The sequence below is a fragment of the Endozoicomonas sp. genome, from assembly GCF_965196975.1.
Classification (GTDB): domain Bacteria; phylum Pseudomonadota; class Gammaproteobacteria; order Pseudomonadales; family Endozoicomonadaceae; genus Endozoicomonas.
Window position 1 is genome coordinate 782,283 of record NZ_OZ239981.1, and the last position, 20,154, is coordinate 802,436.

The following is a 20,154-nucleotide window of genomic DNA, read 5'->3' on the forward strand; positions in this document are numbered from 1 at the left end:
AGTTATATTATTTTTTTTATTATTTCTAATTAGCTTAAAAAGCTATGGGTCGCCCAGCTTCTAGCTAATGCCCTGTGCTTGTAGGCATTAGCTCAGTATTATTCCATTCCAATCAGGAGTTTCTAATCTTCTGGCGGTAATTCTGCATATCCGTTAACTTCTGCTGGAGTTTTGATTTGAGAGAGAAGTTGTCACCAGCCATTTTTACTGCGTATTGCAGATGTTTGATCGCATCGTCGGTATTACCATTTAAAAAAAAGTACTCTGCTCTGGACTGGTGAAGGCCAACAATATCATCTGCAAGTCCCTGGACTTCAGCAAGCTCAAACCAGGTATCTGGATCATCTGGGCGAAGGCGGCTGAGTTTTTGCAGTTCGTCGCGTGCTTCAAGGTAATTCTGTTGTTCTAAAAGAATCTCAGCTCGTGTGGCCAGCAGCGGGTAACTTTGTGGGTTTGTGTTCAGGGCCTTGTCAATTCTTGTCAGGCCTTTTGTTGGATTTCCGGACTCGGCTTCAAGCATTGCCTGTGTCATGATCAAATGAGGGTTGTCGGGGTATTGCTGCATAAGCACTGCCATCTGGCGCTCAGCTTCTTTAAAGTTTCGCGTTTTCATACTGGCCAGTGCCAGTCCGTAACGAGTCGTTGGCTGACTGGATTTCGTCGCTGAATTGAGTCCTGATTCCAGCTCTTTGTTAAGTTGGCGAGCCATTTCGTGATGATTGTTGCTGTTTAAAACAGCAGCACGCATTCTCATGAACTGGTAGTTTTGAGAACCTTTAGTTGTTCTTAGCTTCTGGGCTGACATCTGGTCAGCCCGCGCCCGAGAGTCTGCGATACGGTTTTCTGTCACCGGGTGAGTAAGGAGGAATTCTGGGGGGCGGCTGCCATAACGGCTGGCTTTGTTCATTTGCTCAAAGATTTCAGGCATTGCCTGTGGGTCAAAGCCTGCCTTAGCTAGCGTGGTGATGCCGATATTATCAGCCTCTCGTTCAAACTGACGGCTGAAACGAAGTCGTGCACTCTGCATTCCTGCAACAGTTGACGTTAGGGCTGCGGCACCAGCATCCCCGCCAGCGGTTGCCATGATCAGTATGGAGCCAAGAATGGCTGCAGCATTGGGGATGCTTTTATTACGCGCTTCTTCAACATTGCGGGCATAGTGACGCTGGCTCAAATGTGCAAGTTCGTGTGCCAGAACAGCAGCAAACTGAGCTTCAGTTTCTGCGTTGAGAAACAGGCCGGTGTTAACGCCAACTATCCCACCAGGTGCCGCAAAAGCATTCAAGACAGGGCTGTCAATAACGAGGGGGACAAGCCGGTGATCCTGAAGTTGGCTTGAGGCGGCCAGTCGGAAGATAAGGTTTTCAAGGTAGTCTTTAAGTTGTGGGTCAGAAACCATAGGGGTTTGATTGCGAAGTGCTTTTAACCATGACCGTCCAAGTTCATACTCTTCCTGTTGGGAAATAATACCCGAAGTGGTATCACCCAGGCTTGGCAGGTTGAGGTTACTGCTCATTGTGACGCTGGAGTAAGTCGACAGTACAGAGGTCAGCGCTGCGGCTAATATAAACACTGACAAAAAGCCCGCTCGTTTCATAGAATATCCATACTCGTGTTTTCTACGGTACACTTTATCACGAATCTGTTTATGACGGTGCCATATAACACAGTGCAGTCATAAGAGTGCTTGATCATGGACAGGATATTACCCTTTTTAACCATTTGCCCGCTAAAGTGCTTACACAGTTTTGACGCTGTAACTAATAGATATCCTGATTCTGTCGCTGATATTAATGTTGAGTGTATTTTACTGTTTAAGCCTCTGAAGAATGAGTTGTTATGATGGATGTTGACCAGGAACTTGATCTTAAAGGTATGAGCTGTCCACTGCCATTACTGAAAGCAAAACAGGCGCTCAGTCAAATGCAGTCAGGTCAGGTTATTAGAGTGTATGCTACAGATCCAGGCTCTGTCAGGGATTTTGCCAGTTTTGCCAAAATCAGTGGGCATATTCTGGTTGCCAGTGAAGAAGATCAGGGGATTTATATCCATACATTGCAGCATAAGTAGATCAGTCAGCTTAAGCTTGAAGGGACTTGAGTTCAGTGAATGAGTCTTGGGCCATTGAATAATTAACGGAGCATTTGATGCTGAATGTAATTAAGGGGTGGTTGCACAGCTATCTTTCGGACCAGGAGGCGGTTGTTCTTCTGGTCATATTGCTGGTTGGTTTTGTTGTTGTCCTTACCATGGGAAAAATGCTTGCACCTGCATTGGCTGCTTTGATTTTTGCTTTCCTGATGCAGGGCCTGGTGAACTGGCTTGAGCGGCGACGGATGCCTCATCTTCTGGCTGTCAATCTGGTCTTTATGGGGTTTATGGCAGCGCTGTTGCTGGTGATTTTTGTGGTAGTGCCATTAGTCTGGGAGCAGGTGACTCATCTGTTAAATGCAATGCCTGGCATGGTCCGCGAAGGCCAGACTTTGCTGGTCAGCCTGCCTGATCTATACCCAGGATTTGTTTCTGAGCATCAGGTTAGTTTACTGGTCACAACCATTAATAAGCACCTTGCTGACTTTGGACAATGGGCATTTTCTTTTTCGCTATCCAAGCTCCCCGGTATTGTCGCTCTCATGGTCTACTTAATTCTGGTGCCTATTCTTGTCTTCTTTTTTCTGAAGGATAAGGATGTGTTACTGGGCTGGATAACCGGTATTTTGCCTCGTCGTCGTCGGTTGATTGACCAGGTCGCTGATGAGATGAATGGGCAGATTGCCAACTATATTCGTGGCAAGGCGATAGAAATTGTCATTGTTGGAGGTATCAGTTATGTGCTGTTTGCCATATTAGGGTTAAGCTACTCTGCACTTCTGGCTGTGATGGTTGGTTTCTCGGTTGTAGTACCTTATATCGGGGCAACAGTGGTGACGATTCCCATTGCCATTATTGGTTTTTTCCAGTGGGGCGTGGGTGATCAGTTTGTCATCCTGATGGTGGCCTATGCGATTATTCAGGCGCTGGATGGTAATGTTCTGGTGCCACTGCTTTTCTCTGAGGCGGTGAACCTTCATCCGGTTGCTATTATTCTTGCTGTTCTGGTTTTTGGCGGTTTGTGGGGGTTCTGGGGGATCTTCTTTGCAATCCCTCTGGCGACCTTATTAAAGGCGGTAATGAATGCCTGGCCTGCTGTGGCGGATGTGGAATCAAGTTAAAAAAGTGGGCTTTGGCCCACTTTAGTTGAGAGAATGGTGCTTTAATTACTCCTCTTCGTCGCTCTCTTCGCTATTGTCTGTCAGGGCTTGAGTATCTACCATCTGAGCGGCTTGTAAAACATCTTCTACATGCCCTTTGATACGAACCTTTCGCCATTCATGTTGGAGAACGCCATTGCTATCAATGAGGAAGGTGCTCCGTTCGATCCCCATATACTCCTTGCCATACATTTGTTTTAGTTTGATAACGTCAAACAGTTTGCAAAGCGTTTCATCTTTGTCTGAAATCAGCTCAAAGGGGAAGTCATGTTTAGCTCGAAAGTTTTCATGAGCTTTCATGCCGTCTTTGGATACACCAAAGACCAGGGTATCTGAGTCCTGAAACTGCTCATAGAGATCTCTGAAGGCCTGCCCTTCACTGGTGCAGCCGGGAGTATTGTCTTTTGGGTAAAAAAACAGTACGACTTTACGACCTTTGAGTTCAGAGAGTTTGACCATCGTGTCACTGGTCGCTTGGGCGGTAAAGTCAGGAACGGGTTGGCCCAGAGTTACGCTCATGTTTTATCCTTAGTCGCTCTCATTTGGTTAAATAGCTGCAGGTTCTGTTGGTCTAATACAGCAGCCCCAGAGAATTATAAATTTATCGGCTCAGGCAGCGAAAGTTCGACCACTTCCCCGCCCGTATGTCTGCGGCGAAGCTGCCATGGTAATCCATGCAATTGTTCTGCTTCCTCTTCAGAGCCATCTTGTATGAGAAGAAAGAGCTCTGGAGCCAATACGGAAGTCATTATTAAATTCAGGGAGATAGTTTAAACCATCACTGAAAAAAAGGCAGGTTCTGAAGTAGGTATTCAAAGAATTGGGTTTTTCTCTCTTCGGGGCTTGAGCTTTTTCAATAAAGAGTCGCTGTGGGTAAGATTTCGGCCTTGTGAATATAAAGGGGCATTAGTAACATTACGCAAGATTCTGCCTTTAGGAGTGAACTGATGATTACCGGGAGCCTGGTGGCAATTGTTACCCCCATGTATGGCAATGGTGAGCTGGACTGGGAGAGTATGCATGCACTTGTAGAGCATCATATCGACCAGGGAACTGATGGGATCGTGGTGGTGGGCACCACAGGTGAGTCAGCCACTCTGACTGTGCAGGAACATTGTGAAGCCATTAAGCGGATGGTGGATCAGGTTAATGGCCGGATTCCTGTGATTGCCGGTACAGGGGCGAACTCGACAGCTGAGGCAGTACATCTGACAGCTGAAGCCAAGGCATTGGGGGTCGATGCCTGTTTGCTGGTGACACCTTATTACAACAAGCCGACTCAGGAAGGGCTTTATCTTCATTATAAAACGGTAGCTGAATCGGTCTCGATTCCCCAGATTCTCTATAATGTGCCCGGTCGTACTGCGGTAGATCTTTTACCAGAAACTATAGGTCGCCTGAGTCAGCTTGATAATATTGTTGGTGTGAAAGAAGCTACGGGTATTATTGAGCGCGGCAGACAGATTCGGGAACTGTGTGGTGATGACTTTGCTATTTATTCCGGCGATGATGCCACTGGTATGGAGTTGATGCTCCAGGGGGCAAATGGTGTTATCTCTGTCGTTAATAATGTTGCTCCAAAAACTATGCATGAATTGTGTGTCGCTGCGATTGCAGGCGATCGCAGTTCAGCTGAAGCGCTCAATGCCCAGATTGATGCATTGAGCAGCAAGCTCTTTCTGGAAGCCAATCCGATTCCAGTGAAATGGGCATTAATGGAAATGGGGATGATCAAGGAAGGTATTCGTTTGCCATTGACGCCCCTCTCAGGGTGTTATCACTCTGAGGTTAGAAGTGCACTGAAAAAGGCGGGGTTGATTTGATGGTTCCAGGTCAAAGGATCAGTGAGTTGAAAAGGCGCACCCGGTTGGGCCTGTCTGTTGCTATCGGCACGTTGGTGTTGACAGGTTGTGCCAATCCCTTTGGCCAGCAAGGGTATCTGCGGGATCGTGCTGGTGACTATACGGAGGCCCAGGCTTCCAAGCCAATTCAACTGCCTGATAATGTTCAGTCCCGTGAGCTGGGTGATATTCTGGTGATTCCTGAAATCAGTCAAGCTGGCCAGCAGTTACCTAGAGACTTCGAAGTACCAAGGCCATCCCAGCGATTGATGATGAAAGAGGGTGATCACTACAGCCTTGAGCGAAATGGCAGTCAGGAATGGTTGTCTGTAGATCGTGAACCATCAGAAGTCTGGCCCGGAGTGATAGGCTATCTTGATGAGTTAGGTGTTGGTATTGCCACAAAGAATCCAGCCAAGGGGATTGTAGAAACCCAGTGGAATGATTTTGGCAACGATAAAGATCACGGTGTGATGTACCGGACATTAGGTAAGTTGTTTGGTGTTGATGATCTTGATCCAATGGAAGACCGTTTTCGCTTTGAGGTTCGTGGTGGTCTGAAAGAGGGTACGACGGAGATTCATGTTTATCATCAGGGGCGCCCTCTTCCAAAGAAAGGAAAAGAGCCTTCTGTCCCAGTGAAATGGGATAACCTGGGGGAACGAAGCAAACGGTTGGATAATGGTGTACTCGCTGAGCTGCTGGTTTTTCTAGCTCGAAATGAGACGAAGTCATCTGTTTCTCTTCAGGCCCAGGGGCTGGATGTTAGTTCACTTGCTGAGATAGGGCGGGATGGTAACGGTAACCCGGTGCTGACTGTTCGTGGTTTGTCTTATGCTCGTGTATGGGACTCTGTTTCCAATTCATTGGATAAGGCTGGGCTTAAAGTAGTGGATCGTAACCGCTCTGCAGGTCTCTTTTATCTTGCAGACGGAGTTCCGCAGCTGAAACAGGCTGAAAAGAAAAAGAGCTTCTGGTCTGGCTGGTTCAGCGATGAAGAAGAAGTGGATGTTTCTGATGAGAAGAAAACGTTAACGGTTAGGGTGAGTAATTACTCGGAAGTCGTTCAGCTCTCTGTAGAAAAGGATGTTAATACATCAGCACCTGCAGAGGTTAGTCAGAGGCTACTTAAGGTTATCCAGAATAACCTCTAATAAAAAAGCAGGCGCAAGCCTGCTTTTTTTGCCTGTCGTTCGGGTGCTCTCTCAATTTGATAACTGACTCATAGGTTAGCTTCAACCTTTCCAGTCATGAACTCAGACCAAAGTTGTTCCCAGCGCCCCTTACTCTGGATCAGTGCTCTTGTTGTCAAAAGCACTTCCGCTCCTGTTGCTTTCCACCTCATTCCAGAACCACATAATCGTTGCTTTACCAGAGTCTTACAAGCCGCTTCAGTAACTCCTGAACCTATTGGCCAATGGCGTTTAAGCGCCTGATGATAATTCATTAACTGGTGATTGTTTGTAAAATAGCTCACAGCTTTGTAGCGCTTCTCTGTCAGTGCGATTGTCTTTTTCGGGAGCTCGGCTGATTCAATTTCCTGAAGGATTTTTTTGGCTGCTCCACGCTTGTTTTTCAAACTATGTAGCCTGTCTTCAAGCCACTGGTGTCGCTTCGCCTTACTGGTTGGAAACAGTGCTTCCGCTGCTCCAGCTAAATATTCAGATGCATGATAAAAATCGAGTATCTGCCCAGAGGTATGTTGTTTCAAATAACTCCAGTTTTCTCTAGCCCCGTCAGCTACCCCGATGTATGTGGCATTTGGGTAGAGTCGTTTTAGATCTGCAATCTCCTCGTCGAGCTTGCTCATAAAGCTTTGTTTACCATACTCTGGCGAACTGGCTGTATATATCGTGTGGAGCCTGTCTCCATCTGCAGAATATAGGCTCAATGTCCCACACATGGCTTCCCTCCAGCCTTCTTCACAAAGCAGCATGCAGGTTCCATCCAGACCAATGGCTATTGTTTCAACAGGCTCTTTTAGTGGAGGAAGGTGGTAGTGAGTGTCTTGCTGGTCTTCAATTAATGCACCTACTCTGTCCGATAAATGCTTGATATAAGAATTTGAAAGCGTCCTTTGATGGTTGGTCTCAAAATCTTCTTTTACCGCAGGCGCTGGCATCTGGCTGTATTTCCAGGCGATAGACTTGGCAAATTTGGGGGTAGCTGAACCAATAATACCGGCACGAAGATCAAGTGCTGCCAGAGTACTGCCACCTCTGACACCCTGATATACGGAGCGCTCCAAAGGTATACGACCGTATAAGGTTTCATAGTGCTTAAGAACCTTTCCTTTGTAGTTCCACTTCTGCTGATTAACGACGATAGGTTCTTTATTGGGTGATTCAAATAGCCCCAATAACTCTTTTGTTCCAAGCTGCCCGGCTTCATTGAGTGCACGCTGTAAACTATCTTCAAGATTCAGCATGTTGCCTGAATCTATAGAAACTTCAATTTGCAAAACGATGCTTTTGGTAGAGCTGGAAATAACAGAAGCGGGCATGACAGTTAACTATTATGAGTGGTGTTCCCATAGTAGCTGTGAAAATAGAGCACTATTGTTTCAATCATTCAGAGAGAGCACCCTGTCGTTCTTAAGCGCAGGTTGTTGCTTTTGAATAGTGACCTTTAAACGATCAGGCCATACTCTTTAGCCAGAACCTCGATAATCTCGGCCTTGGGGTTGTCAGAAACATCCAGAGGCTTCCCGGTAATTGTCTCGGCGATGTCTGTGTAGGTTTTGGAGAGATCCATAAATGCACTTTCTGGTAATGCATGCTCTCGGGCAAGCGCTTCCCGTTCCGGCATTCTCTCTTTATTCAGTAGAATATCCGGATCAGGGAAGTGGTTGAGCAGGAACTGCCTGAAGCTCTCTTTTGATTTTTCAATCACTTTACCTTGTCGGTATGCTTCACCATCCCAGATTCTGGATGAGTCAGGAGTACCAACCTCATCCATATAAATAAGCTTTTCCTGCCCGCTGGCATCGGTGACATAACCAAACTCGAACTTGGTATCAACAAAAATCTGGTCCAGGGCTGATAGAGACTGGCTGATAACGCTGAACCCTTCCCTTAACAGTATTTCGTATCGATCAATGTCTTCTGGCCTACTGAAATTAAATGAGGAGAAGTTATCTTCAAGATTTTTACGGGTAATATTGACGTCATCGGCTTCGGGGACGCCGGGAATTCCCTTCATTACACCTTTTGTTGATGGTGTAATTAATAGCTCTGGCAACTGCTGATCTTTTTGCAGACCTTCCGGTAAACGGATTCCACAGAACTCACGTTCTCCTTGACTGTAAGCGCGCCACATGGAGCCAGTGATGTATTGGCGACAAATAGCCTCAACCATGACCGGGCGTGCTTTTTGCACTATCCATACCAGTGGGTGGGGGATGTCCAGAATATGGCTGTCAGCCAGACCGTATTCCTTGAACAGGTTAAACCAGTGGTTGGAAATCGCATTCAGTGCGGCTCCTTTGCCTGGAATCCCTTGTAATCCACCTTCGCCATGCCAGATACAGTCAAAAGCACTGATGCGGTCGGAAATGACCATAATGGCCAGTGGCGCATCGTGAGCAACATCATAGCCTTTTTCATGAATAAGGCGCCTGCTGTCAGCTTCGGTAAGCCAGTAGACGGAGCGGACTTTGCCGGAATGAATAGGATGGTCGGTTCGAATCGGGAGATCGTTGTTAACGGCCAGGACCTTATCAGCAAGACTCATTGCAACTACCTGTTCTGTATTGTCGATTTATGACGAATGATGGTGGTACAACTATACCCAACGCTATTTGAGGTGCTTGCAGGCAACAAGTGAATGAGTGTCTACCTTCAGCAGCCTGAATGCTGGTGAGTATATTCCTGGCTGATGACAGCTGAGCTATGAAAGGCCTTTTGTCATGCAGGCGAACTACTTAACTACATGAAGGTAGAACTGGTAGTTGGCAGCACGTAAATACTCAAAAGCGCTTTCACAGGGAATGGCTCATTACTGTCTGAATCTGTGCATCCTTGAACAGAACCTAACCAGCGCAAGGTATGACCGGGGATGTTCAGACTCGAAATCATAGCAAATAACCGATGCTCTCTGTACAGGAAAAAAATCCATAGCATGACTTTACGGGCTTGGAGCTGCTCAATAGGGGGTGGTTTATTAATAACTGTTTGTTATTAGAGCTTTGGTTCGGGGCTTTTGGTGGGAGCCTTAAGGTGCTGGCTAGAAGAGGGTTCTAATTTTTTTTATGCACAAATGTCAAGCGATTGACGTGTATTTTTTTTTGGCGCCATAAGTGACTGATTTTGTAAGTACTTATCCTAAGTGTATGAAAAATAAGAAGAAAAAATAGATCAAAAAATGATCAGTTTGATAAGGGGGTAGTAAACATCGGTCTTTGTGACGGGTTGTGTGGGGTCATCCACAAACTTATCCACAGATTCTGTGGGTAAAGTAAAGATGGCCGCCCTGGATTGAAGCCTATTTATACAAAGTACCGCTAATTCCAAGATATTCTTAAAGAAAAGTTTTTTTCTGTCGGGGTGATTTTGCGGTGGATTGCGGCGAAGTGTTCAATCACATTCCTTCAGGTAGAGCCTGGTCGTTAAAAAATGAAGGGTTAAAAATGCTGGCAGAGGCCTTATCGCAAGGTGAAAGTATCTTTATCATTCCTACATAGCTTAAAGTTGCACTGTGGTTATTGCAGCCAGAAGTGCAGCATAGGGTCAGCAGGATTTTCAAGGTGGCAAATGTGATGAATGAACAAAGCTTCGTGGTGGATGTAACAGAAGCGAATATTCAGGAAGTGCTTCAGCAGTCCGTCGATCAACCAGTACTGCTTTATATAGGTATGCAGAGTGATCCGGCCTGCTCGGCTCAGCTGGGTGTTCTGGAAACGTTGGCTGCATCTTATCAGGGCAAGCTGATACTGGCGAAAGTGGAAGCAGAAACAGAACAGATGCTGGCTCAGCAACTGGTGAATCAATTGCAGGTAAGAGCATTGCCTGGTCAGGTAATTTTGCACCAGGGGCGGCCGGTTCAGGTGTTCAGTGGGCCTCAGTCAGAAGAGGTGCTTCGTGAAGTGCTGGACCCACTGACCATGAGTCCGGCAGAAATGATTCGCCAGCAGGTTGAGGCGTTGATGGCCGAAGGCGAAGCAGGCCAGGCACTGGAGCTTCTCCAAAATATTCTGAAAGATGAGCCTGATAACCATGCACTGCAGGTGTTGCAGGTTAACCTGCTGTTGGAGCTCGGGCGTATTGATGAAGCCCGTCAGTTGATGGCGGTACTTCCGGGAGATGCGGAAGGTATTGCCCAGCCCAAAGCCAAGCTGTCTTTCTATGAAATGGTTGCAGATGCACCTGCCCGGAATGAATTGGAAGCCCGACTGGCCGAGAATGAAAATGATCATGAGGCTCGTTACCAGCTGGCGATTCGGCTGGTGATTGCTGATGAGAATGAAGAAGCGCTGGAGAATCTGCTGACGATTGTTCGCCGGGATCGTGAGTTCCGCGAGGACGGTGCCAGACTGCTCATGTTGAAGGTGTTTGATCAGCTGGGGCAGGGTAACCCGGTTGCCAAACGCTATCGTGGAAAGCTCTTTGGCCTAATGCACTGATTGTTTTGAACCACAAAGATCACAAAGAGAGCACAAAGTTTAAAAATCTTTTCTTTGTGCTTTTTGTGAACTTCGTGGTTCAACATCTTAAACGGTCTCTTTTTCTGTAATATTCACCGAGAAGCTGACCACCTCATTTCTTTCCAGCGCTTCTTCGCTCATTCCTCCAAGGTTTTCCATCAGTTCGTCCAGCATCTGCTGCAGCGTGAGTGTCATGATGGAGAAGTCAGCGTCAAACTGCTCGGCTGCTGTTTCAGCATTGACCTCATCAAGCTGCTCCTGAATAGAGTCGGTGAACTTCAGTTTGCGAATCACCAGGTCATCACCAAGAACGAAGCTCAGGGCGTCATTCCATATCAGCGCCATCTTGCTGACCTGTTTACCAGCTTGCAGGTGAACCTCAACCTCTTCACCGACCAGCTCCTGCTTACTGACTTTGACCTGACCTCCTTCATCTCCAGGCTCGCGGAGCTCACATTCATCACCTAGCACCAGTTTGTCAGGCATGGAGACTTCCTGAGCCAGCCAGCGTGTCATGGCATGAGAGGGCATATTCTTGAGTGGCGGATTAATAATCGGCAGGCTGCCAAGACATTCGCGCAGACAGGATGTCAGCTCTTCCGCTTTCTTGAATGAAGAAGCATCCACAACCAGCCAGCCTTGAGCGGGGTCAATATAAGCAAAGGTGTTCTGACTGCGGCTGAATGCTTTTGGCAGCAGCTCCATCAGTACATCGTCTTTTAATGTTTTCTTCTCTTTGCTGAAAACCTGACGATCCTGCTCCTGTTCAATTTGTTCAACTTTCTCTTCCAGTGCGTCCTTGACCACGCTCGCTGGAAGGATCTTCTCTTCCTTGCGGGCGGTAATCATAATGAAGCCATTTCCAGCATGGGTCAGCAGTTCACCATGCTTGCCTAATGGTGGGACCCATCCATAGGTGCTCATATCCTGACTGCCACAGCTGCGAAAGCGTTTCTGACGGAGTTGCTCTTCAAGGTCTTCGGCAGACGTCTTGAATGGCTGGGTAAAACGATAAAAGATGAGATTTTTGAACCACATGATCGTTCCAGAATCCTGATTAGTAGGAAGTTTGGCCACTTTCCATATTGTCGGGCTGCACTTCCGAGTATGAGCTCAAGGCTGTGATGGAAAGGCACATGGTAGCAAACCCTGACCGTAAAATAGTGACTGATGTTTATAAAGATAAAGAGGGTATAAAAAAAAGTCTTTAATAACTGTTGCGTATCAACAGGTTAGCTGCTTATAATTCGCCGCGTTGTTGAGAGGGGCTCTCGGGAAACTTGAAGTGCCAAAGCAAAGTTCTTAACAATCTCTTTAAAAGAGTTCAGGGTGATTAGCTCAGCTGGGAGAGCATCTGCCTTACAAGCAGAGGGTCGGCGGTTCGATCCCGTCATCACCCACCAGATTCAGAGATGTTGTTAGCATCCAGTGTTCATAGTGCAGTTGTTGTTAAAAGACTTCTGTTGTTTATGAAATCAGCGGACCGGTAGTTCAGTCGGTTAGAATGCCGGCCTGTCACGCCGGAGGTCGCGGGTTCGAGTCCCGTCCGGTCCGCCATCTCTATTTTGCTTTTGATGCCAACAAGTCTTGAACAGGGCTTGATATCGAGGGGAGTTCTGGTAAAGTCTCCCTCCCGTAGCGCTGGTGGCAACACTGGAGTGATCGGAAAAAGTTTCAGCGGACCGGTAGTTCAGTCGGTTAGAATGCCGGCCTGTCACGCCGGAGGTCGCGGGTTCGAGTCCCGTCCGGTCCGCCATTTTATTCCTGCGTTCTAAGCGTGTGAATAAAAAAATTTGGGTGATTAGCTCAGCTGGGAGAGCATCTGCCTTACAAGCAGAGGGTCGGCGGTTCGATCCCGTCATCACCCACCACATTCAACAACGTCAGTTGTTAACAGAGTGACCATAAATTGAGCTTTTAATGTTTGATTTATGACAGCAGCGGACCGGTAGTTCAGTCGGTTAGAATGCCGGCCTGTCACGCCGGAGGTCGCGGGTTCGAGTCCCGTCCGGTCCGCCATTTTATTCCTGCGTTCAAAGCGTGTGAATAAAGAAAGATTTGGGTGATTAGCTCAGCTGGGAGAGCATCTGCCTTACAAGCAGAGGGTCGGCGGTTCGATCCCGTCATCACCCACCACATTCAACAGCGTCAGTTGTTAACAGAGTGACCATAAATTGAGCTTTTAATGTTTGATTTATGACAGCAGCGGACCGGTAGTTCAGTCGGTTAGAATGCCGGCCTGTCACGCCGGAGGTCGCGGGTTCGAGTCCCGTCCGGTCCGCCATTTTATTCCTGCGTTCTAAGCGTGTGAATAAAAAAATTTGGGTGATTAGCTCAGCTGGGAGAGCATCTGCCTTACAAGCAGAGGGTCGGCGGTTCGATCCCGTCATCACCCACCACATTCAACAACGTCAGTTGTTAACAGAGTGACCATAAATTGAGCATTTAATGTTTGATTTATGACAGCAGCGGACCGGTAGTTCAGTCGGTTAGAATGCCGGCCTGTCACGCCGGAGGTCGCGGGTTCGAGTCCCGTCCGGTCCGCCATTATTATTGAGATAGTACTGAAACCCTTACGATATTTGTTGTAAGGGTTTTTTGTTATCGTGTATTTTTGGCAAATAATCTTCTCAAATCGCTGTGAGTGGACTTTATCCCGCTTAAATAAGATACGATTTCTCTTCTGGTAATTTCTTTTTTCTCTCCTCTCGTCTGAATAGTTGATCCTTGGTGAGCATTCCGAGAGTCACGTTTTTTGCATGTGATCTTATTGAGAATTTATTTATGTGTCGCCTGCTGCCCGTCCAAAGTTTTGTTGCTAACTGTTTTTATGCTTTTGCGTCATTCTTTTTTGGCTCATCTTCACTGCAGGCTGATATGCAAATTTCTCCTGGTTCAGTGAGCGGTATTGAAATAAATACATCGTTATTGAGTGCTGTAGAAAAAGAGGTGTACCAAACTGCTATTTCTGTCTGCAGTACGAAAACATCGAAAGACTTATATATTTCATTCAGCAATTATCCTTATGACTTTGAGGAATTTTCTGTCAAAAATGATGCCAGTGGTATCCGGCAGGAATACCATTTCAGTGCGGAGCTAAATGGAGTAAAAATAGCTCTGGTGAAACATAACGAACCTTATAAATTCAATATTCAGAACGTATGTGACAGTGCAGACAGGGATGATATGACACTGGGTTTGACATTTTATGGCTTGGGGAAATTGCAGCCCGGCACTTATTCAGGCCAGCTTTGGGTGCATAGTAGTGTCAGTGGCAAGATCCTGGAAATACCAATAACACTTACCGGGGCAAGTGAAGTGGTAAAAATTTCCAATCTTGATGATCTGACCTTTCATGAAAATGGCAATCGCTGGGTAGCTACAAATAATCGGATTTGCGTTTACAGCTCTGTTTCCAGCTATCGCCTTGAAGCCCGGTCATCGAATCGTGGAATGGTGAAAAATAGTCGTGGAGAAGGGGTTGCTTATTCGGCATTCTGGATTGTCGGCAAAGGAAGCAGGCATGACCTTACAAAGCATTTATCAAGCAGTGCCGGAGTTGTGGAGGACCTTCTGGCTGATAATAGTGAGGACTGCCCAGCCGTCACTTCAACATTCAGAGCATCAGTGCCTGCAGTCAGTATAAATAATTTACCGGCGGGCACATACAGCGACATCATTACACTGACTGTAATGCCTGGCTAATCAATGTCTATGCCCTGAATTGCTATCGGGCAGCATGAACTCCGTCAATGCTGCCCGGTAAATGGTTTAGCTGGCTGGATTAGCTGTTTCTTCAGTATCCAGTAGCTCCTCGGCATCAGAGCGAGGGTCAATCTGCGCAACAATAGGGGTGGTGCGCGGTACGGGAATAAAGTGTTGCTCTTCACTGGTGTATATTGCAGGACGATAAGCCATCCGAATCAAGAAGAAGATACCAGTGGCCCCCATTATTGTGATGAAGTACAGCATCAGGCCTTCTGGAATATGGCCCATAAACAGTGATGCGAAGATCGGGCCGATACACGCGCCAAAACTGTAGGCAAGAAGAAGTCCCTGGGTTCCTGCAACAATATCATCCGGGTGCATATGGTCACAGCCATGGCTGATGGCAAGTGGATATAGAGTGAAGGTTGCACCACCAAACAAGAATAAGAGTGGGTAATACAGCCAGTTTTCGTGGGAGCTGAGGATTAACGCAAAGCAAACGGCACAACCCGCCAGGGCGACCAGAATCAACATTTTACGGCGATCGATAATATCGGAGAGGTAGCCCACGGGAAACTGCAGTGCCATTCCGCCAAGCATGGTGATGGCCAGAAAGATTGCTACGGTGTGATCATCGCTGCCGCTCAGGTCGGCCAGATAAATGGGAAGCATTGAGTACAAACCACCTAACACCAGGCCTCCGGCAAAACAGCCGAGTACCCCAGACGGTGTCAGTTCGAAAAGCTTTCTGAAGCCCAGTGTAGACGCCTCTTCTATCTCTGGCGTTGGGATTCGGGTCATTGCCGGTGGGAAGATTGACAATGACAGGAGAATACCAATCAGGATAAAAGGGGTCAGACTGCTGCTATCAAAGAAGCCGACAAAAAGCTGCCCGATAGCGTTCGCTCCATAGAGTGACACCATATAGAAGGACAGTACCCGGCCACGGTTAGAGCTGTCACTTTCACAGAGAAGCCAGGACTCAACCACCACAAATATACCAGCAACCGCCATACCGTTCAGGAAGCGGAGTACCAGCCAGCTGGTAGTGTTCTCGGACAGAGCAAGGCTCAGTACGGTGGCACATAGTAACGCCATGAAGCAGGCAAAAGAGCGAATATGGCCTACCCGGCAAACGATACTTTCTGAGCGAAATGACCCTGCCAGTAATCCCAGGTAGTAGGCGGTACCCATCAGACCGGCCATAAAGTTATTGCCATCTGTCGCATTGATTCTCAGAGGAATCAGGGTCGTCAGGTATCCGCTGGCCAGAGCGAAAATAAACATGCCTGACAGTGGCGCAACAAAACGTATCATAGTTTGTAGCCCGGTAACGGTGTTAACAAGTAGAGAGGTTGAGCGATTTATTTCAGGTTTTATCGGCCTGACAGGAAAACGGAATAGAAAATCCCCGCAGGAACTTTGTAATTGCTCTCAGAAACGCTCTGGTTTAGATAATTATGGCCCAGAATCCAGTATTTTGATGAACTCTTCACTGCAGGGCAGAGGAGTGTAACCTCATCATTTGCGGGAAAAATTCTTAAGGGTTCCGAGTCACGGGTTGCCCATTTCAGCTTTTTCGGTTGAGCCCGATTTCTCGGGCGGATAGTAATACCAATGCCTTCCGGTATCCATAGGTGGCAGATGGAGAACGCATAATTTTTTCAATTAAGTCAGTTGACTTAATTTTTTTGCTGTGACTTAATGCTGCTATGAATACAGAAAAGTCAGAAACACCTGTCGTCAATGAACCGAAATTCAGTAAAGCCAAATTGAGCCTCATGCTGGTGGCTGAAAAGATGATTGCTGAAAAAGGACTGAATGCTATTTCTGAAAGAGAAATAGCCCGGGAGGCTGGCCAGAAAAATAACTCGGCGGTGCAGTATCATTTTGGGAGTAGAGAAGGGTTGATTTCCGCTATTCTTGATCTGCGCATGATCCCTCTCAATGCCCGGCGGCATGATATGCTGATGGCCGCTCAGTCAGATCAGGCTGACTCTTTAGAAGCGTTGGTGGAAGCGTTGGTGATGCCCTATATCCACCACCTGATCGAGCACCCGGGTGAAAACTATTACGTCAGTTTGATTACGCAGTTAGCCCTGAGTGGGCAACATCAACAACTGCTGTTTGATGGACCCCGTTCCAGCTCTCTGCAGTTAATGACTCGGATGGTGCGTGATTGTCTGCCTGAACTGGAACAGACCGAATTCCATTCTCGTATGAATTTTGCCGGTACCCAACTGATACATACTGTGGCGTTATGGGACTTGCTTAGACGACAGCAATCGAAAATATGGACCAATGATTATTTGCTGGAGCAGTCGCAGCAACTAATTGCCTTTATTGTTGGTGGTTTGAAACAGCGATGAGTTGAACCCACTAATTGAAGTACAACCAAAAATAATAAAAAAAGGAAAACGTTATGTTCCCAATCCCTGCGCCGGAACAGCAACTACTGGGTATTGTTGTTCTTGCTGTTTTTATTCCTGCTTTTCTGCTTGAGTTGTTGTCCGGTCGAATTCACCGCGGCGAGCGGCCACTGAGGGATGCTGGATTAACGCTGGCCGGTATTGCAGCTCATGCCGTGTTCTCTTCACCGGTGGTTGGAACATTGTCGGGTATTATAGTACTGATGTTTTTTCAGGACAGTGCAGGAGCCATGGCTGGAACAAACTTCTGGCTGGCGTTTGCGGTAATTTTTGTCGTACAGGAGTTTCTGCACTACTGGATGCACCGTTTTGCCCATGAGTGGCGCTGGTTCTGGAAGCTTCACCGTACTCATCATACGGCGGAGACCCTGAATGTCGGTGTTTTATATCGCTATAACGTATTCTGGGTATTGCTGCTGCCACAGAGCTGGTTTGGACCACTGGCCATCTATCTGGGTTTGGGAGAGCCTTATGTGGCGGCGGTTCTGGTGACCTACATAGTGAATACTCTGACGCATACTACCTTTCGATGGGACTTATGGCTGCGGGAGAAAATGCCCTGGTCTGAGCCATTCTGGCGTGTAATTGAACATGTAATTACTCTGCCGGATACTCATCATGCTCATCATGCATTTGGCAAGGGATCTCACCCCAATGGGAATTACGCCATTACTTTATTTATTTTTGATACGCTGTTTGGCACGGCCAAAATTCCAAATACGCGGCAAAAACGTTTTGGCTTACCCATTGGAAAACGTTTGCACTGGGCTGAAGAGTTATTTTGGCCCGTAATCAAAAAGCCGCTGATGCCTCTTGCAAAAAAGAATGCGAGTTAAGCATAGGAAACTTTTATTTTGACATGAGTTGATGATTGTCAGATCGAAGCAGTAACGATTGAATGAAATAAGTGAACCCCATCAGCAGTACATTACCTCCCAACGCAATAAGGCCGGCATTGACGCCGGCCATCTGCTTGATTCCCAGGGCCAGCAAGGCGCCGAGGAGCGTCAGTCCAAAAGCCAGGCCTGCCAGAACGGAAACAGCAGGAAGTTTGCGCCAGTGCAATGCAATGATAAAAGCGGGAAAGCACTGAATCAGCAGTTCAAGCTTGAGTTCCATCAGGCGCCACAGCGTGATATCACGATGCAGTGCCAGAATGGATATCAGGGCCATCAAGGTAATGGTGATCGTGGTATCGTACTTGAGCCCTTCCCGTTGAGTGGTTTTCAACAGGTCATGCCGGATCATGGACACCACCGAAAGAAGCACCGAGTCAGCAGTAGACATGATGGCGGCAAGAATGGCCAGCAGTACCATCATGGCACTGACCCGATTCCAGATATTACTGGCTGCCCACTGCTCCAGCAGTCTGGGAAGAACCTGATCTGCCTGAAAGCCTGAATCAAGGCTGAACAGGGGAATAGCTACCCATCCTGTGAAAAGAAATACGGTGCTGGTAAACAGAGCGACAATGCCCATGGCGGCCATTGACTGATGGAGGGCTTTATCTGAAGAAGCGGCAAAAATACGTTGCAGAGTCTGTGGGTAGATGGTGACCGATAAGCCCCCAAGAATCATCAGGCTGAACCACTGAACCTGTGTGGTGAAGCCGGGTACTTTTACGCTCTCAGGCCTATGTTTCGCGATGGCCATGGAAAGCCTGTCAATTCCTTGTGAGGTATCAATAATCCACAGCCCCAGACAGGCGAAGCCTGCCAGCATAATCAGTCCCTGGATCATGTCTGTCCAGGCGACAGCCCTGAGACCACCTAAAATATCGTAAGTCAGGATGATCAGGGCAAAGGCAATGACTCCTGCTTCATAGGGGATGGCTTCCTGAGTCATGACAACAATGATCTCACCGGCCGCCTTTAGCTGGGCATAAAGGAAGTTGCCCAGAGAGAGTATCAGCACAATGGAGACCAGGATTCTCAGACTATGGGTATGACTGCCAAAGCGGAAGCGAATCCAGTCTCCGGGTGTCACAAAATGGTGTTTAACACTCAGTGGTCGGAGTTTGGGGATCACCAGATGAAATGAGGATGTGATGGCAGCCACCAGACCGGCAAACATGACCCAGGTGAATCCGGATCGATAAGCCTGGCCACTGACGCCCAGAATGTTACCGCTGAATGTAGTGGCATAGATGGTCAGGAAGAGAACCATAAACCCGAGAGAACGGTTCGCCAGATAGTGATCAGTGGCATTGTGTTGAAGGCTGCTCCTTTTTGCCTTGATGCATATGGGAATGAGAATAAGCAGATAGATGATGATATTGATCAGACTGAAGATAATAGGTGGCATGGGCTAGTTATCGTGATCATTTTCGGGGTAACAGGTTGCCCAGATGAGGATATTAATCAGTGGGACCAGTGTGTAGCAGAGCAGTGCAACAGCTACCCAGTCCGGTAAGCCTGTAAACGAACTGTGCTCAATTATGTCTGTATTATCCCTGTACCAAGGTACTGAGATAATCAGAGTAAGCGGCAGAAGGCAGATCAGAGCTGCCCGGAATATTTTCTTCATTCTTATTGATATCAGCTGGAGTTGGATGGACAGACCATCAGTATTAAGGAATATAGACGAAATTTTTTTGAGGAAGCTTCAGGAAGAGGTAGCAATAATTGCACAGCCCTCTTTCTTGTCATGCCCATCCTTGCTCTGCCCATAAAAATTCACCAGCCTTTTTATTCGAGGGCGCCCTTGGGACATCCGGTACCGGTTTGTGTCTCTCAAGCTGTATACGCAACCGCAGTATTCCTGTTGATAGAAGGCTTCCCGTTTGGAGAGCTCAATCATTCTCTGACTGCCTCCTTGTTTACGCCAGTTGTAAGTCCAGTAGGAAATGCCAGGATAATGCCCTGCAGACCGGATGCCGCAGTCATTGATCTGTTCCATGTTCTTCCAGCGTGAAATGCCCAGTGTGCTGGAGATAACCGCAAAGTCGTGTTCATAAGCATAGAGAGCAGTCCGTTCGAATCGCATATCAAAACAGGCTGTGCAGCGTTTACCCCGTTCCGGTTCATTCTCCATGCCCCGGGTTCGTTCAAACCAGTTGTCTGTATCATAGTCAGCATCAATGAACGGAATATTAATCTTGTCACAGAACCTTTTGTTTTCATCCTTTCGAAGCTGGTATTCCTCAGCAGGGTGGATGTTCGGGTTGTAAAAGAACACAGTCTGCTCAATACCTGATGCTTTAATTGCTTCCATAACTTCACCTGCACAGGGGGCACAGCAGGAATGAAGAAGGATGCTTTCGGCTTCTCTGGGTATTTCGAGGA

Annotated in this window: 16 protein-coding genes and 9 tRNA genes; 17 read left to right on the forward strand and 8 right to left on the reverse strand. The window is 47.3% G+C overall.

Going from position 1 to position 20,154, the window contains the following annotated elements:
- Window positions 1–112: 112 nt before the first annotated feature.
- Window positions 113–1,597 (reverse strand): M48 family metalloprotease, encoded by a 1,485-nt coding sequence (locus tag ACOCLE_RS03475; protein WP_419535529.1) that lies wholly within the window; start codon window positions 1,595–1,597, stop codon window positions 113–115.
- Window positions 1,598–1,839: 242 nt separating this feature from the next.
- Here ACOCLE_RS03475 and ACOCLE_RS03480 point away from each other — a divergent pair, with 242 nt between their 5' ends.
- Together ACOCLE_RS03480 and ACOCLE_RS03485 are read left to right on the forward strand one after the other, a co-directional pair.
- Window positions 1,840–2,070 (forward strand): sulfurtransferase TusA family protein, encoded by a 231-nt coding sequence (locus ACOCLE_RS03480; protein ID WP_419535530.1) that lies wholly within the window; start codon window positions 1,840–1,842, stop codon window positions 2,068–2,070.
- A 77-nt stretch (window positions 2,071–2,147) separates the two neighbouring features.
- Window positions 2,148–3,212 carry an AI-2E family transporter gene (locus ACOCLE_RS03485; protein WP_419535531.1) on the forward strand — a complete coding sequence of 355 codons (1,065 nt, stop codon included), beginning with the start codon at window positions 2,148–2,150 and terminating at the stop codon, window positions 3,210–3,212.
- 45 nt (window positions 3,213–3,257) lie between these two features.
- On the opposite strand, the gene ACOCLE_RS03490 is transcribed toward ACOCLE_RS03485, so the two are convergent.
- On the reverse strand, window positions 3,258–3,770 hold the full coding sequence (locus ACOCLE_RS03490) for a peroxiredoxin (protein ID WP_419535532.1): 513 nt from the start codon (window positions 3,768–3,770) through the stop codon (window positions 3,258–3,260).
- A gap of 428 nt (window positions 3,771–4,198) precedes the next feature.
- Between ACOCLE_RS03490 and dapA the strand changes: the two genes are divergently transcribed.
- Window positions 4,199–5,074 (forward strand): 4-hydroxy-tetrahydrodipicolinate synthase, encoded by an 876-nt coding sequence (dapA, locus tag ACOCLE_RS03495; protein ID WP_419535533.1) that lies wholly within the window; start codon window positions 4,199–4,201, stop codon window positions 5,072–5,074.
- Window positions 5,074–6,246, forward strand: a complete 1,173-nt coding sequence (gene bamC, locus ACOCLE_RS03500; protein ID WP_419535534.1) for an outer membrane protein assembly factor BamC — start codon at window positions 5,074–5,076, stop codon at window positions 6,244–6,246. Before dapA ends, bamC begins: the two co-directional genes overlap by 1 nt.
- A gap of 68 nt (window positions 6,247–6,314) precedes the next feature.
- Here bamC and ACOCLE_RS03505 read toward each other — a convergent pair whose 3' ends face one another.
- Together ACOCLE_RS03505 and ACOCLE_RS03510 are read right to left on the reverse strand one after the other, a co-directional pair.
- Entirely contained in the window at window positions 6,315–7,595 is a 1,281-nt protein-coding gene (locus ACOCLE_RS03505) for an ISKra4 family transposase (protein ID WP_419532972.1), read from the reverse strand.
- A 125-nt stretch (window positions 7,596–7,720) separates the two neighbouring features.
- On the reverse strand, window positions 7,721–8,824 hold the full coding sequence (locus ACOCLE_RS03510) for a phosphoribosylaminoimidazolesuccinocarboxamide synthase (RefSeq protein WP_419535535.1): 1,104 nt from the start codon (window positions 8,822–8,824) through the stop codon (window positions 7,721–7,723).
- Between the two features lie 1,024 nt (window positions 8,825–9,848).
- Between ACOCLE_RS03510 and ACOCLE_RS03515 the strand changes: the two genes are divergently transcribed.
- Window positions 9,849–10,712, forward strand: a complete 864-nt coding sequence (locus ACOCLE_RS03515; protein ID WP_419537145.1) for a co-chaperone YbbN — start codon at window positions 9,849–9,851, stop codon at window positions 10,710–10,712.
- 87 nt (window positions 10,713–10,799) lie between these two features.
- Here ACOCLE_RS03515 and rdgC read toward each other — a convergent pair whose 3' ends face one another.
- A complete protein-coding gene (gene rdgC, locus ACOCLE_RS03520; RefSeq protein WP_419535536.1) occupies window positions 10,800–11,810 on the reverse strand; it encodes a recombination-associated protein RdgC in 1,011 nt (336 codons plus the stop codon).
- 250 nt (window positions 11,811–12,060) lie between these two features.
- On the opposite strand from rdgC, the gene ACOCLE_RS03525 reads away from it, so the two are divergent.
- The 10 genes from ACOCLE_RS03525 to ACOCLE_RS03570 all read left to right on the forward strand — a co-directional run bounded on the left by ACOCLE_RS03525 (window position 12,061) and on the right by ACOCLE_RS03570 (window position 14,438).
- Window positions 12,061–12,136: transfer RNA gene (locus ACOCLE_RS03525), tRNA-Val, on the forward strand.
- Between the two features lie 77 nt (window positions 12,137–12,213).
- Window positions 12,214–12,290 (forward strand) — tRNA-Asp (locus ACOCLE_RS03530).
- 122 nt (window positions 12,291–12,412) lie between these two features.
- Window positions 12,413–12,489 (forward strand) — tRNA-Asp (locus tag ACOCLE_RS03535).
- Between the two features lie 39 nt (window positions 12,490–12,528).
- A tRNA-Val gene (locus tag ACOCLE_RS03540) sits at window positions 12,529–12,604 on the forward strand.
- A 71-nt stretch (window positions 12,605–12,675) separates the two neighbouring features.
- A tRNA-Asp gene (locus ACOCLE_RS03545) sits at window positions 12,676–12,752 on the forward strand.
- A 41-nt stretch (window positions 12,753–12,793) separates the two neighbouring features.
- Window positions 12,794–12,869 (forward strand) — tRNA-Val (locus ACOCLE_RS03550).
- 71 nt (window positions 12,870–12,940) lie between these two features.
- Window positions 12,941–13,017, forward strand: a tRNA-Asp gene (locus tag ACOCLE_RS03555).
- A 39-nt stretch (window positions 13,018–13,056) separates the two neighbouring features.
- Window positions 13,057–13,132, forward strand: a tRNA-Val gene (locus ACOCLE_RS03560).
- 71 nt (window positions 13,133–13,203) lie between these two features.
- Window positions 13,204–13,280, forward strand: a tRNA-Asp gene (locus ACOCLE_RS03565).
- A 183-nt stretch (window positions 13,281–13,463) separates the two neighbouring features.
- Window positions 13,464–14,438 (forward strand): hypothetical protein, encoded by a 975-nt coding sequence (locus ACOCLE_RS03570; RefSeq protein WP_419535537.1) that lies wholly within the window; start codon window positions 13,464–13,466, stop codon window positions 14,436–14,438.
- A 66-nt stretch (window positions 14,439–14,504) separates the two neighbouring features.
- Here ACOCLE_RS03570 and ACOCLE_RS03575 read toward each other — a convergent pair whose 3' ends face one another.
- Window positions 14,505–15,758 (reverse strand): MFS transporter, encoded by a 1,254-nt coding sequence (locus ACOCLE_RS03575; RefSeq protein WP_419535538.1) that lies wholly within the window; start codon window positions 15,756–15,758, stop codon window positions 14,505–14,507.
- Between the two features lie 395 nt (window positions 15,759–16,153).
- On the opposite strand from ACOCLE_RS03575, the gene ACOCLE_RS03580 reads away from it, so the two are divergent.
- Window positions 16,154–16,810: a TetR family transcriptional regulator gene (locus tag ACOCLE_RS03580; protein ID WP_419535539.1), complete on the forward strand. Its 657-nt coding sequence runs from the start codon at window positions 16,154–16,156 to the stop codon at window positions 16,808–16,810.
- Between the two features lie 53 nt (window positions 16,811–16,863).
- Window positions 16,864–17,706 carry a sterol desaturase family protein gene (locus ACOCLE_RS03585; RefSeq protein ID WP_419535540.1) on the forward strand — a complete coding sequence of 281 codons (843 nt, stop codon included), beginning with the start codon at window positions 16,864–16,866 and terminating at the stop codon, window positions 17,704–17,706.
- Window positions 17,707–17,719: 13 nt separating this feature from the next.
- Here the strand turns inward: ACOCLE_RS03585 and ACOCLE_RS03590 are convergent, their stop codons facing one another.
- Window positions 17,720–19,174, reverse strand: coding sequence for a sodium:solute symporter family protein (locus ACOCLE_RS03590; protein ID WP_419535541.1), 1,455 nt, complete (start codon window positions 19,172–19,174; stop codon window positions 17,720–17,722).
- 300 nt (window positions 19,175–19,474) lie between these two features.
- A complete protein-coding gene (locus ACOCLE_RS03595) occupies window positions 19,475–20,083 on the reverse strand; it encodes an epoxyqueuosine reductase QueH (RefSeq protein WP_419537146.1) in 609 nt (202 codons plus the stop codon).
- Between the last annotated feature and the right edge of the window lie 71 nt (window positions 20,084–20,154).

What these genes read in the sequence shown, in the direction of transcription:
- ACOCLE_RS03480 (WP_419535530.1), top strand. Translation starts at nt 1,840, where the DNA reads ATGATGGATGTTGACCAGGAACTTGATCTTAAAGGTATGAGCTGTCCA.
- ACOCLE_RS03575 (WP_419535538.1), bottom strand. Translation starts at nt 15,758, where the DNA reads ATGATACGTTTTGTTGCGCCACTGTCAGGCATGTTTATTTTCGCTCTG.
- dapA (WP_419535533.1), top strand. Translation starts at nt 4,199, where the DNA reads ATGATTACCGGGAGCCTGGTGGCAATTGTTACCCCCATGTATGGCAAT.
- ACOCLE_RS03580 (WP_419535539.1), top strand. Translation starts at nt 16,154, where the DNA reads ATGAATACAGAAAAGTCAGAAACACCTGTCGTCAATGAACCGAAATTC.
- ACOCLE_RS03485 (WP_419535531.1), top strand. Translation starts at nt 2,148, where the DNA reads ATGCTGAATGTAATTAAGGGGTGGTTGCACAGCTATCTTTCGGACCAG.
- ACOCLE_RS03505 (WP_419532972.1), bottom strand. Translation starts at nt 7,595, where the DNA reads ATGCCCGCTTCTGTTATTTCCAGCTCTACCAAAAGCATCGTTTTGCAA.
- ACOCLE_RS03475 (WP_419535529.1), bottom strand. Translation starts at nt 1,597, where the DNA reads ATGAAACGAGCGGGCTTTTTGTCAGTGTTTATATTAGCCGCAGCGCTG.
- ACOCLE_RS03510 (WP_419535535.1), bottom strand. Translation starts at nt 8,824, where the DNA reads ATGAGTCTTGCTGATAAGGTCCTGGCCGTTAACAACGATCTCCCGATT.
- ACOCLE_RS03490 (WP_419535532.1), bottom strand. Translation starts at nt 3,770, where the DNA reads ATGAGCGTAACTCTGGGCCAACCCGTTCCTGACTTTACCGCCCAAGCG.
- ACOCLE_RS03590 (WP_419535541.1), bottom strand. Translation starts at nt 19,174, where the DNA reads ATGCCACCTATTATCTTCAGTCTGATCAATATCATCATCTATCTGCTT.
- ACOCLE_RS03585 (WP_419535540.1), top strand. Translation starts at nt 16,864, where the DNA reads ATGTTCCCAATCCCTGCGCCGGAACAGCAACTACTGGGTATTGTTGTT.
- ACOCLE_RS03595 (WP_419537146.1), bottom strand. Translation starts at nt 20,083, where the DNA reads ATGGAAGCAATTAAAGCATCAGGTATTGAGCAGACTGTGTTCTTTTAC.
- bamC (WP_419535534.1), top strand. Translation starts at nt 5,074, where the DNA reads ATGGTTCCAGGTCAAAGGATCAGTGAGTTGAAAAGGCGCACCCGGTTG.
- ACOCLE_RS03515 (WP_419537145.1), top strand. Translation starts at nt 9,849, where the DNA reads ATGAATGAACAAAGCTTCGTGGTGGATGTAACAGAAGCGAATATTCAG.